The 12,655-nt window shown below is 58.7% G+C and carries 11 protein-coding genes; 10 read left to right on the plus strand and 1 reads right to left on the minus strand.

Annotated elements, in window-relative coordinates; translation table 11 throughout:
- Window positions 1–3: 3 nt before the first annotated feature.
- From dapB to CRO59_RS27360, 5 genes are all read left to right on the plus strand, one after another.
- Window positions 4–810 (plus strand): 4-hydroxy-tetrahydrodipicolinate reductase, encoded by an 807-nt coding sequence (gene dapB, locus CRO59_RS27340; RefSeq protein ID WP_003221523.1) that lies wholly within the window; start codon window positions 4–6, stop codon window positions 808–810.
- Window positions 811–1,067: 257 nt separating this feature from the next.
- Complete coding sequence (carA, locus tag CRO59_RS27345) at window positions 1,068–2,204, plus strand: glutamine-hydrolyzing carbamoyl-phosphate synthase small subunit (protein WP_097090471.1); 1,137 nt, start codon at window positions 1,068–1,070, stop codon at window positions 2,202–2,204.
- Window positions 2,205–2,330: 126 nt separating this feature from the next.
- The gene (carB, locus tag CRO59_RS27350; RefSeq protein ID WP_007961429.1) at window positions 2,331–5,552 is read left to right on the plus strand and encodes a carbamoyl-phosphate synthase large subunit; all 3,222 of its coding nucleotides are present in this window, start codon (window positions 2,331–2,333) and stop codon (window positions 5,550–5,552) included.
- Window positions 5,549–6,025, plus strand: coding sequence for a transcription elongation factor GreA (gene greA, locus CRO59_RS27355; protein ID WP_003221530.1), 477 nt, complete (start codon window positions 5,549–5,551; stop codon window positions 6,023–6,025). The genes carB and greA overlap by 4 nt, the downstream gene beginning before the upstream one ends.
- Window positions 6,026–6,053: 28 nt before the next feature.
- Window positions 6,054–6,458: a hypothetical protein gene (locus tag CRO59_RS27360; RefSeq protein WP_027610778.1), complete on the plus strand. Its 405-nt coding sequence runs from the start codon at window positions 6,054–6,056 to the stop codon at window positions 6,456–6,458.
- A 9-nt stretch (window positions 6,459–6,467) separates the two neighbouring features.
- Here the strand turns inward: CRO59_RS27360 and CRO59_RS27365 are convergent, their stop codons facing one another.
- Window positions 6,468–6,776, minus strand: a complete 309-nt coding sequence (locus CRO59_RS27365) for a YhbY family RNA-binding protein (RefSeq protein WP_003221534.1) — start codon at window positions 6,774–6,776, stop codon at window positions 6,468–6,470.
- A gap of 101 nt (window positions 6,777–6,877) precedes the next feature.
- On the opposite strand from CRO59_RS27365, the gene rlmE reads away from it, so the two are divergent.
- From rlmE to tpiA, 5 genes are all read left to right on the plus strand, one after another.
- On the plus strand, window positions 6,878–7,507 hold the full coding sequence (gene rlmE, locus CRO59_RS27370; RefSeq protein WP_003221536.1) for a 23S rRNA (uridine(2552)-2'-O)-methyltransferase RlmE: 630 nt from the start codon (window positions 6,878–6,880) through the stop codon (window positions 7,505–7,507).
- 202 nt (window positions 7,508–7,709) lie between these two features.
- Entirely contained in the window at window positions 7,710–9,617 is a 1,908-nt protein-coding gene (ftsH, locus tag CRO59_RS27375) for an ATP-dependent zinc metalloprotease FtsH (protein WP_027610779.1), read from the plus strand.
- Window positions 9,618–9,625: 8 nt separating this feature from the next.
- On the plus strand, window positions 9,626–10,477 hold the full coding sequence (folP, locus tag CRO59_RS27380; protein WP_027610780.1) for a dihydropteroate synthase: 852 nt from the start codon (window positions 9,626–9,628) through the stop codon (window positions 10,475–10,477).
- Window positions 10,478–10,493: 16 nt separating this feature from the next.
- The gene (gene glmM / locus CRO59_RS27385; RefSeq protein ID WP_097090472.1) at window positions 10,494–11,831 is read left to right on the plus strand and encodes a phosphoglucosamine mutase; all 1,338 of its coding nucleotides are present in this window, start codon (window positions 10,494–10,496) and stop codon (window positions 11,829–11,831) included.
- 65 nt (window positions 11,832–11,896) lie between these two features.
- Window positions 11,897–12,652 carry a triose-phosphate isomerase gene (gene tpiA / locus CRO59_RS27390; protein ID WP_008088336.1) on the plus strand — a complete coding sequence of 252 codons (756 nt, stop codon included), beginning with the start codon at window positions 11,897–11,899 and terminating at the stop codon, window positions 12,650–12,652.
- The last annotated feature ends 3 nt before the right edge of the window (window positions 12,653–12,655 follow it).

Genomic DNA, 12,655 nt, shown 5'->3' on the forward strand with positions numbered 1-12,655 from the left:
GGCATGCGACGTATAGCTGTGATGGGCGCCGCCGGGCGCATGGGCAAGATTCTGGTCGAGGCCGTGCAGCAGCGCGCGCCGCTGACCGGCCTGACCGCGGCGATCGTTCGTCCCGGCAGTACGCTGATCGGGGTGGATGCCGGTGAGCTGGCTTCGCTGGGTCGCATCGGTGTGCCGTTGTCCGGCAATCTCGAATCGGTGGCTGAAGAGTTCGATGTACTGATCGATTTCACCCTGCCGGAAGTCATGCTGAAAAACCTCGCGTTCTGCCGCAAGGCCGGCAAGGCCATGGTCATCGGCACCACCGGGCTCGACGCTGCGCAAAAGCAGCTGCTGGCCGAGGCGGGCAAGGATATTCCGATCGTGTTCGCGGCCAACTTCAGTGTTGGGGTCAATCTGTCGCTGAAGCTGCTCGAAATGACCGCCCGGGTGCTGGGCGACGATGCCGACATCGAAATCATCGAGGCGCATCACCGGCACAAGATCGATGCGCCTTCGGGCACGGCGCTGCGCATGGGTGAAGTGATCGCCGATGCGCTGGATCGTGATCTGCAGAAGGTTGCGGTCTATGGCCGTGAAGGCCATACCGGCGCGCGAGAGCGGGAAACCATCGGTTTCGCTACCGTGCGTGGTGGTGATGTGGTTGGCGATCACACCGTGCTGTTCGCCTGTGAGGGCGAGCGCCTGGAGATCACGCACAAGGCTTCCAGTCGCATGACATTCGCCAAGGGTGCTGTGCGTGCGGCGTTGTGGCTGGATGGTCGCGAGCCGGGTCTGTACGACATGCAGGACGTGCTCGACCTGCATTGATTGACTGTTTTACCCAGCGCAAACGCCCGGTTTGCGCTGGTTTTTCTACACCGCGCGACGGCCTGTCGCATTCTCCGGCCTTTTAGGCTCTTTAGCGGTGGACCAAAAAAGCCTTTTTCTGTAAGCTACAGCTTTAGTGTGTCCACTAAAAGCGCGCAGAATAATTCAGTGAAGAAGCGGGGTGACGTGTCCATACGTCACTCCGCTTTTTTACAACCTGCGATTGCCCTTTCATGCGTTATTTACGGGAGGTCTTCTTGACTAAGCCAGCCATACTCGCCCTTGCTGATGGCAGCATTTTTCGCGGCGAAGCCATTGGAGCCGACGGTCAAACCGTTGGTGAGGTGGTGTTCAACACCGCAATGACCGGCTATCAGGAAATCCTTACCGATCCTTCCTACGCCCAGCAGATCGTTACCCTGACTTACCCGCACATCGGCAACACCGGCACCACGCCGGAAGACGCCGAGTCCGACCGCGTATGGTCCGCTGGCCTGGTCATCCGTGACCTGCCGCTGGTAGCGAGCAACTGGCGTAACACGATGTCCCTGTCCGACTACCTGAAAGCCAACAACGTTGTGGCAATCGCTGGTATCGATACTCGTCGCCTGACCCGCATCCTGCGTGAAAAAGGCGCACAGAACGGCTGCATCATGGCCGGCGACAACATCTCCGAAGAAGCTGCAATTGCCGCCGCGCAAGGCTTCCCGGGCCTGAAGGGCATGGATCTGGCGAAAGTCGTCAGCACCAAGGAAAAGTACGAATGGCGCTCAACTGTCTGGGAGCTGAAGACCGACAGCCACGCGACCATCGATGCCTCCGAGCTGCCATACCACGTGGTTGCCTACGACTACGGCGTCAAACTGAACATCCTGCGCATGCTGGTCGAGCGCGGCTGCCGCGTGACCGTGGTGCCGGCGCAAACCCCGGCTGCCGATGTGCTGGCACTCAAGCCGGACGGCGTGTTCCTGTCCAACGGCCCTGGTGACCCGGAGCCTTGCGACTACGCGATCAAGGCGATCAAGGAAGTGCTGGAAACCGAGATTCCGGTATTCGGTATCTGCCTCGGTCACCAGCTGCTGGCTCTGGCCTCCGGCGCCAAGACCCTGAAAATGGGTCACGGCCACCACGGTGCCAACCACCCGGTACAGGATCTGGACACTGGCGTCGTGATGATCACCAGCCAGAACCACGGTTTCGCGGTTGACGAAGCGACCCTGCCAACCAACGTGCGTGCGATTCACAAATCGCTGTTCGACGGCACCCTGCAAGGCATCGAGCGCACCGACAAGAGCGCGTTCAGCTTCCAGGGCCACCCTGAAGCGAGCCCGGGCCCGAACGATGTGGCGCCCCTGTTCGACCGCTTCATCAACGAGATGGCCAAGCGACGCTAAGCGTTCGCCTTGAGACTGTAGCGAGAAGCCCTCGAGGGCGGCCCCGATACCGGTGGCGCCCCTCAGGGCTTCAGAAATCGATCAAGACGGCTTGCCGACTGACCTGCGGATTTGAGTGACAAACCCATGCCAAAACGTACAGACATTAAAAGCATCCTGATTCTCGGCGCTGGCCCGATCGTTATCGGCCAGGCCTGCGAATTCGACTACTCCGGCGCCCAGGCCTGCAAAGCCCTGCGCGAAGAGGGTTACCGCGTCATCCTGGTGAACTCCAACCCGGCCACCATCATGACCGACCCGGACATGGCTGACGCCACGTACATCGAGCCGATCAAGTGGCAGACCGTGGCCAAGATCATCGAAAAAGAGCGTCCGGATGCCGTGCTGCCAACCATGGGCGGCCAGACTGCTCTGAACTGCGCCCTGGACCTGGAGCGCGAAGGCGTTCTGGAAAAATTCGGCGTGGAAATGATCGGCGCCAACGCCGACACCATCGACAAGGCTGAAGACCGTTCGCGTTTCGACAAGGCCATGAAGTCGATCGGCCTGGAATGCCCGCGTTCCGGTATCGCCCACAGCATGGAAGAAGCCAACGCCGTCCTCGAGCGTCTGGGTTTCCCGTGCATCATCCGTCCGTCCTTCACCATGGGCGGCACCGGTGGCGGTATCGCGTACAACCGTGAAGAGTTCGAAGAAATCTGCGCCCGCGGTCTGGACCTGTCGCCGACCAAAGAGCTGCTGATCGACGAGTCGCTGATCGGCTGGAAAGAATATGAAATGGAAGTTGTCCGCGACAAAAAGGACAACTGCATCATCGTCTGCTCGATCGAGAACTTCGACCCGATGGGCGTGCACACCGGTGACTCGATCACCGTTGCTCCGGCACAGACCCTGACCGACAAGGAATACCAGATCCTGCGTAACGCCTCGCTGGCGGTACTGCGCGAGATCGGCGTCGAGACCGGCGGTTCCAATGTGCAGTTCGGTATCTGCCCGGACACCGGTCGCATGGTCGTGATCGAGATGAACCCGCGTGTATCGCGTTCCTCGGCACTGGCTTCGAAAGCCACCGGTTTCCCGATCGCCAAAGTCGCGGCCAAGCTGGCTGTGGGCTACACCCTCGACGAACTGTCGAACGACATCACCGGCGGCAAGACCCCGGCGTCCTTCGAACCGTCGATCGACTACGTCGTCACCAAGCTGCCACGTTTCGCTTTCGAGAAATTCGCCAACGCTGACGCACGCCTGACCACTCAAATGAAGTCGGTCGGCGAAGTCATGGCCATCGGTCGCACCTTCCAGGAATCCCTGCAGAAAGCCCTGCGCGGTCTGGAAGTCGGTGTTTGCGGTCTGGACGAGAAGCTCGACCTGAGCAATCCGGAAAGCATGAGCATCCTTAAGCGCGAGCTGACCGTGCCGGGCGCCGAGCGTATCTGGTACGTGGCGGACGCCTTCCGCGCCGGCATGACCGTCGAAGACATCTTCGGCATGAACATGATCGACCCGTGGTTCCTGGTGCAGATCGAAGATCTGATCAAGGACGAAGAGAAGGTCAAGACCCTCGGTCTGTCCGCCATCGACCGCGACCTGATGTTCAAGCTCAAGCGCAAAGGCTTCTCCGATCAGCGTCTGGCCAAGCTGCTGGGTGTGACCGAGAAGAACCTGCGTACTCACCGTCAAAAACTGGAAGTGTTCCCGGTCTACAAGCGCGTTGACACCTGCGCCGCCGAGTTCGCCACCGACACCGCTTACCTCTACTCGACGTACGAGGAAGAGTGCGAAGCCGCACCGTCCGGTCGCGACAAGATCATGATTCTGGGTGGCGGTCCGAACCGTATCGGCCAGGGCATCGAGTTCGACTACTGCTGCGTACACGCTGCCCTCGCACTGCGCGAAGACGGCTACGAAACCATCATGGTCAACTGCAACCCGGAAACCGTTTCCACCGACTACGACACTTCCGACCGTCTGTACTTCGAGCCGGTAACCCTGGAAGACGTGCTGGAAATCTGCCGCGTCGAGAAGCCGAAAGGCGTAATCGTCCAGTACGGGGGCCAGACGCCGCTGAAACTGGCGCGTGCCCTCGAAGCCGCTGGCGTGCCGATCATCGGTACCAGCCCTGATGCCATCGACCGTGCCGAAGACCGTGAGCGCTTCCAGCAAATGGTTGAGCGCCTGAACCTGCGTCAGCCGCCAAACGCCACCGTGCGCAGCGAAGACGAAGCCGTTCGCGCTGCCGCGAAAATCGGTTATCCGCTGGTGGTTCGCCCGTCCTACGTACTGGGCGGCCGCGCGATGGAAATCGTTTACAAGGAAGACGAACTCAAGCGCTACCTGCGTGACGCGGTGCAAGTGTCCAACGACAGCCCGGTGCTGCTCGACCACTTCCTCAACTGCGCCATCGAGATGGACGTAGATGCGGTCTGCGACGGCAAAGACGTGGTGATCGGCGCGATCATGCAGCACATCGAACAGGCGGGCGTTCACTCCGGTGACTCCGCGTGCTCGCTGCCGCCGTACTCGCTGCCGGCACACATCCAGGACGAGATGCGCGAACAGGTCAAGAAAATGGCCCTGGAACTGGGCGTTGTCGGCCTGATGAACGTGCAACTGGCGCTGCAGGGCGAAGACATCTACGTCATCGAAGTCAACCCGCGCGCTTCGCGTACCGTGCCGTTCGTGTCCAAGTGCATCGGTGTTTCCCTGGCAATGATCGCTGCTCGCGTCATGGCCGGTAAGACCCTGAAGGAAATCGGCTTCACCAAGGAAATCATCCCGAACTTCTACAGCGTGAAAGAGGCGGTGTTCCCGTTCGCCAAATTCCCTGGTGTTGACCCGATCCTCGGCCCAGAGATGAAGTCCACCGGTGAAGTGATGGGCGTCGGCGACACCTTCGGTGAAGCATTCGCCAAGGCCCAGATGGGCGCCAGCGAAGTGCTGCCGACCGGCGGTACCGCGTTCATCAGCGTGCGTGACGATGACAAGCCGCTGGTTGCAGGCGTGGCCCGTGATCTGATCAACTTGGGCTTCGAAGTGGTCGCCACTGCCGGCACTGCCAAGCTGATCGAAGCTGCAGGCCTGAAAGTGCGCCGTGTGAACAAGGTGACCGAGGGGCGTCCGCACGTGGTCGATATGATCAAGAATGACGAAGTCACTCTGATCATCAACACCACCGAAGGCCGTCAGTCGATCGCTGATTCCTACTCCATTCGTCGTAATGCCCTGCAGCACAAGATCTACTGCACCACCACCATTGCTGCGGGCGAAGCTATCTGCGAAGCGCTGAAGTTCGGTCCCGAGAAGACCGTGCGCCGCTTGCAGGATCTACACGCAGGATTGAAGGCATGATCAAATACCCAATGACCGTCCAGGGCGCGAAAGCCCTGGAAGAAGAACACGCTCACCTGACCAAGGTCGTTCGTCCAAAGCTCAGCCAGGACATCGGTACCGCTCGCGAGTTGGGTGACCTGAAGGAAAACGCTGAATACCATGCCGCCCGCGAACAGCAAGGCATGGTCGAGGCGCGGATCCGTGACATCGAAGGCCGGATTCAGAATCAGGTCATCATCGACGTCACGACTATCCCGCACACCGGCAAAGTGATCTTCGGTACTACCGTCGAAATCGCCAACGTCGAGACTGATGAGAGCGTCACTTACCACATCGTGGGTGAGGATGAGGCTGACTTCAAACTCGGCAAGATTTCGGTCGGCTCACCATTGGCCCGTGCCTTGATCGGCAAGGAAGAGGGTGATGTGGTTGCCGTGAAAACGCCGAGTGGCGTTATCGAGTACGAGATTGTCGAAGTCCGTCACATCTGAAGGCAGGCGCCCGCTACGTGCGGGCGCCATGCTTTGGCAGCTGACCCAGATGTTGTGGGTCGGCGGCTTCTGGTTGATACATCTCGGTTTGCGACCGGTGTTGGGCAAGATTGGCCTGGCACCGTTGCTGATCGATGAAGTTGCCGATGCATTCGAAGTGCCGGTGGCGGGTTTTGCCGCGGCATGCGTGATTTTTCAGGCTTTGGTGCTGGTACAGGCCGATGGCCTTGCCAGTCTATGGCGGGATTTTCGCGGGCAGGTGTTGCTGATGGCGTTGTATGCGTGTGCGATGTTTATTGCAGTGCGTGTCGGCTGGCCGCAAGCGCAGCGCTGGCAGGAGTTCAGTTTTCTGCTGTTGGGCTTCTCCGGTGTGGTGTTGGTGTTGCAACCGCTGCCGGGATGGAGTGGCAGGGTGCGCGAAGCACACCCTTGACCCTTGTCATCACTTGAAGCGATGAACGTTCGACAGCTGCTTGTTGACGCTGAAGTTCTTGCGATAAACCAGTGCCATCTTGCCGATGACCTGAACCAGGTCAGCCTTGCCGACCTTGCACAACTCTGCAATGTGCGCCAGGCGCGACTCGCGATCGAGGATGTTGAGCTTGATCTTGATCAGCTCGTGATCCGCCAGTGCGCGTTCGAGTTCGGCTAATACACCTTCAGTCAGACCGTTGTCCGCCACCGTCAAAACCGGCTTCAGGTGGTGGCCAATGGATTTGTACTGTTTCTTCTGCTCTGGAGTGAGCGGCATAATCTGACCCTTTCGTCTGGATTCTGTAAAATGGCGGCCATTTTACCCGAGGGTTCGTGGATCCGCCCAATTAATCACGACCCTAATCATCGAGGTGCCCAATGGCGCGTTCCAAGACAAGCCTTGGTTGGCTGAAACGACATGTCAACGATCCTTATGTGAAGCAGGCGCAGAAGGATGGCTACCGTTCGCGTGCAAGTTACAAGCTTCTGGAGATCCAGGAGAAATACAAGCTGATCCGTTCCGGCATGAGCGTTGTCGACCTGGGCGCAGCGCCCGGCGGCTGGTCGCAGGTCACCAGCCGTCTGATTGGCGGTCAGGGGCGTCTGATCGCTTCGGACATTCTGGAAATGGACAGCATCCCGGACGTGACCTTCATTCAGGGTGACTTCACCGAGGACGAAGTGCTCGCGCGAATCCTTGAGGCCGTGGGTAATTCGCAGGTGGACCTTGTGATTTCCGATATGGCCCCCAATATGAGTGGTACGCCTGAAGTGGATATGCCGAAAGCCATGTTCCTTTGCGAACTGGCGCTTGATCTGGCGGAACGGATACTCAAGCCGGGTGGCAATTTCGTGATCAAGATCTTTCAGGGTGAAGGTTTCGATGTTTACCTGAAGGATGCTCGCAAGAAATTCGACAAGATCCAGATGATCAAGCCGGATTCTTCTCGTGGCAGCTCCCGCGAGCAATATATGCTGGCCTGGGGTTACCGCGGTGGTAACGAGTAAAACGAGGTTTTTTGCCGGGGCGATAGGTTTTTCGTATTTTGCCCCGCGTGCATAAGCGAATATTGTGTAGAAAGTGTTTCACAAAGGGTTACAGACGGCGCCTGCCAGAGTTGTAGGTAATGTAGTAAGTTAGGCCGGTGAATATCATGCGAAGCGCGCGCCAGTAGCGGAGCTTGCTTCAGAGGGTAGTTAATTGAACGATATGGCAAAGAATCTGATCCTGTGGTTGATCATCGCGGCAGTCCTCGTGACGGTGATGAACAACTTCTCCAGCCCTAACGAGCCGCAGACCCTCAACTATTCCGACTTCATCCAGCAGGTCAAGGATGGCAAGGTCGAGCGCGTAGCCGTTGACGGCTATGTGATTACCGGCAAGCGCAACGATGGCGACAGCTTCAAGACCATTCGTCCGGCGATCCAGGACAATGGCCTGATCGGCGACCTGGTCGACAACCACGTTGTGGTTGAGGGCAAGCAGCCTGAACAACAAAGCATCTGGACTCAACTCCTGGTGGCGAGCTTCCCGATCCTGGTGATCATCGCGGTGTTCATGTTCTTCATGCGCCAGATGCAGGGCGGTGCTGGCGGCAAGGGCGGACCGATGAGCTTCGGCAAGAGCAAGGCACGCCTGCTTTCCGAAGATCAGGTGAAAACCACCTTGGCTGACGTTGCAGGTTGCGACGAAGCCAAGGAAGAGGTCGGCGAACTGGTTGAGTTCCTGCGTGATCCGGGCAAGTTTCAGCGCCTGGGTGGTCGTATTCCTCGCGGCGTATTGATGGTCGGCCCTCCGGGTACCGGTAAAACCTTGCTGGCCAAGGCGATTGCCGGCGAAGCGAAGGTTCCGTTCTTCACTATTTCCGGTTCCGACTTCGTTGAAATGTTCGTGGGTGTTGGCGCAAGCCGCGTTCGCGACATGTTCGAGCAGGCCAAGAAGCATGCGCCGTGCATCATCTTCATCGACGAAATCGACGCCGTCGGTCGCCACCGTGGCGCCGGCATGGGCGGCGGTCACGACGAGCGTGAGCAGACTCTCAACCAGTTGCTGGTAGAGATGGATGGCTTTGAAATGAATGACGGCATCATCGTGATCGCCGCTACCAACCGTCCTGACGTACTCGACCCTGCGCTGCTGCGTCCGGGCCGTTTCGACCGTCAGGTCGTTGTAGGTTTGCCGGATATCCGTGGTCGCGAGCAGATCCTCAAGGTTCACATGCGCAAAGTGCCAATGGGTGACGACGTTGCCCCGGCCGTTATCGCACGTGGTACCCCGGGCTTCTCTGGTGCCGATCTGGCCAACCTGGTCAACGAAGCGTCGCTGTTCGCTGCACGCAGCGGCAAGCGCATCGTCGAAATGAAAGAGTTCGAACTGGCCAAAGACAAGATCATGATGGGCGCCGAGCGCAAATCGATGGTCATGTCCGAGAAAGAGAAGCAGAACACCGCTTATCACGAAGCGGGTCACGCTATTGTCGGTCGCGTCGTACCTGAGCATGATCCGGTCTACAAGGTTTCGATCATTCCACGTGGTCGTGCGCTGGGTGTGACCATGTTCCTGCCGGAAGAAGATCGCTACAGCCTGTCCAAACGTGCGTTGATCAGTCAGATCTGCTCGCTGTACGGTGGCCGTATCGCCGAAGAAATGACCCTTGGTTTCGACGGTGTGACCACCGGCGCTTCCAACGACATCATGCGTGCCAGTCAGATTGCGCGGAACATGGTGACCAAGTGGGGTCTGTCGGAAAAGCTCGGTCCGCTGATGTACGCCGAAGAAGAGGGTGAAGTGTTCCTCGGTCGCGGTGGTGGCGGTCAGAATGCAAGTTTCTCCGGTGAGACTGCCAAGCTGATCGACTCCGAAGTGCGCAGCATCATTGACCAGTGCTACGGCACGGCCAAGCAGATCCTCACGGACAACCGTGACAAGCTGGATGCCATGGCTGATGCGCTGATGAAGTACGAAACCATCGATGCCGAGCAGATCGACGACATCATGGCGGGTCGTACGCCTCGCGAACCGCGTGACTGGACCGGTGGCACGGGTACGCCCCCGCCTCCAGTGATTCAGGATGAGCGCCCGGAAACACCGATCGGCGGTCCGGCTGCTGACGTTTAAGGTTTGAAATGACTTCTGTACAGTCCCTGACCCGGTTGCCTTGCGGCAATCGGGTTCTTGATTTGGCCCAGACGCATGTCATGGGTATTCTCAATGTCACTCCCGATTCCTTTTCCGACGGTGGCCGGTACAACCAGCTCGACGTGGCTTTGCGTCACGCCGAAGCCATGGTGGCTGCTGGTGCGACGCTGATCGATGTCGGCGGCGAATCGACCCGGCCTGGCGCTCGAGCGGTTTCGCCGTTGGAGGAGTTGGAACGCGTAGCTCCGATCGTGGAGTTGATCAATCGCGAGCTGGATGTGGTCATCTCGGTCGATACTTCGACGCCAGCGGTGATGCGTGAAACGGCGCGCCTGGGTGCCGGGTTGATCAATGATGTGCGCTCGCTGCGCCGCGATGGCGCGCTGGATGCCGCAGCCGCGACCGGGTTGCCGGTCTGCCTGATGCACATGCTCGGCGAGCCGGGTGACATGCAGGACAATCCGCACTATCAGGACGTTACCCGGGAAGTGGGTGAGTTTCTGGCAGAGCGCATGACTCAATGTGCGGCGGCGGGCATTCCTGCCGAACGGATCATTCTTGATCCCGGTTTCGGTTTCGCGAAAACCCTGCAGCACAATCTAAGCTTGTTCAAGCATATGGAAGCCCTGCATGCGCTGGGGCGTCCGCTATTGGTCGGTGTCTCACGCAAAAGCATGATCGGCCACGCATTGAACCGCCCCGTGGGTGAGCGTCTTTATGGTGGTCTGGCTCTCGCAGCACTCGCGTCGGTTAAAGGAGCGCGTATATTGCGCGTCCATGATGTGGCGGAAACGGTAGACGTGGTGCGCATGCTCGCGGCCGTGGAATCAGCCGAATAAGAATGATGGAGCACTTATGAGCAAGAAATACTTTGGTACTGACGGTATTCGTGGTCGTGTCGGTGAATATCCGATCACTCCTGACTTCATGCTTAAGCTCGGCTGGGCGGCGGGTATGGCCTTTCGCAAGATGGGCGCCTGCAAGGTGCTGGTCGGCAAGGACACGCGCATCTCTGGCTACATGTTCGAATCGGCACTTGAAGCAGGCCTGACCTCGGCTGGTGCGGACGTGATGCTGCTCGGTCCGATGCCGACGCCTGCCATTGCTTATCTGGCGCGCACGTTCCAGGCTGAAGCCGGGATCGTGATCAGTGCTTCGCACAATCCGCATGACGATAACGGCATCAAGTTTTTCTCCGGCAAGGGCACAAAGCTGCCTGATGAGCTGGAGCTGATGATCGAAGAGCTGCTCGATACCCCAATGACTGTGGTTGAGTCGAGCAAGATCGGCAAGGTGTCGCGCATCAATGACGCCTCCGGCCGCTACATCGAATTCTGCAAAAGCAGTGTGCCGACCGGTACCAGTTTTTCCGGTTTGAAGATCGTGCTCGATTGTGCGCACGGTGCGACCTACAAGGTTGCTCCGAGTGTGTTCCGTGAGCTGGGTGCTGAAGTGGTCGTGCTGTCGGCGCAGCCCAACGGTCTGAACATCAATGACAATTGCGGCTCGACCCATATGGGTCAGCTGCAGGCCGCGGTTCTGGCCGAGCACGCTGATCTGGGCATCGCCTTTGATGGTGACGGTGATCGGGTGTTGATGGTTGATCACACTGGCGCCATCGTTGATGGTGATGAGTTGCTGTTCATCATTGCGCGCGATCTGCACGGGCGGGGCAAATTGCAGGGCGGCGTAGTCGGTACGCTGATGAGCAACCTGGGTCTTGAACTCGCGCTGGCAGAGCTCTCGATACCATTCATTCGTGCCAATGTCGGTGACCGTTATGTGATCGCCGAACTGCTGGAGCGCGACTGGCTGGTAGGCGGTGAAAACTCGGGGCATATCGTCTGCTTCAATCACACCACCACCGGTGATGCGATCATTGCTGCGCTCCAGGTGCTGATGGCACTGAAGGCCCGCAATGAAGGTCTTGCGCAAACGCGTCAGGCCTTGCGCAAGTGTCCTCAGGTGCTGATCAATGTGCGTTTTGGTGGCGGTGAAAGTCCGCTTGAGCATCCGGCGGTCAAGGAAGCCAGTGCGCGTGTCACCCAGGCAATGGCGGGGCGTGGCCGGGTACTTCTGCGCAAGTCCGGTACAGAGCCTTTGGTGCGTGTGATGGTCGAAGGTGAGGATGAAACTCAGGTTCGCAGCTACGCCGAAGAACTGGCAAAACTGGTAAGTGAAGTTTCTGCCTGATTCGGCTTGCCAGCCATGATTGTGTTGGGTAACATCTGCGCCCACTTTGACCGACGAGGTACAGCATGCGTCGCCCTATGGTAGCTGGTAACTGGAAGATGCACGGTACCCGCGCCAGCGTCGCTGAGCTGATCAACGGCCTTCGTCATCTGGCCTTGCCAAGCGGTGTTGATGTCGCGGTATTCCCGCCTTGCTTGCATATCAATCAAGTGATTGATGGCTTGAAAGGCAAATCGATTTCGGTCGGTGCGCAGAATTCTGCGGTGGAATCCATGCAAGGTGCATTGACCGGTGAAATTGCACCGAGTCAGTTGGTGGATGCAGGTTGTTCCCTGGTGCTTGTCGGGCACTCCGAACGCCGCCAGATAATGGGCGAGCGAGACGGGATGCTGAATCGCAAGTTCGCAGCGGCACAGGCATGTGGCTTGATTCCGGTGTTGTGTGTAGGGGAAACCCTCGAGCAGCGCGAAGCCGGAAAAACTCTTGAAGTTGTCGGGCGTCAGCTGGGCAGCATCATCGAGGAGCTGGGTGTTGGTGCCTTTGCCAAGGCAGTCATTGCTTACGAGCCTGTCTGGGCCATTGGTACCGGGCTGACTGCAACGCCGCAACAGGCTCAGGATGTGCATAAAGCCATTCGCGAGCAGTTGGCGGCAGAGAATTCTGAAGTCGCACGAGGTGTGCGGCTTCTATACGGCGGCAGCGTGAAGGCGGCCAATGCGGTCGAACTGTTCGGCATGCCGGATATCGATGGGGGGCTCATTGGTGGAGCTTCCCTGAATGCAGATGAGTTCGGTGCGATTTGTCGCGCCGCGGGAAACTGAAAA

The sequence above is a fragment of the Pseudomonas sp. LAMO17WK12:I5 genome (assembly GCF_900215165.1).
Classification (GTDB): Bacteria; Pseudomonadota; Gammaproteobacteria; order Pseudomonadales; family Pseudomonadaceae; genus Aquipseudomonas; species Aquipseudomonas putida_A.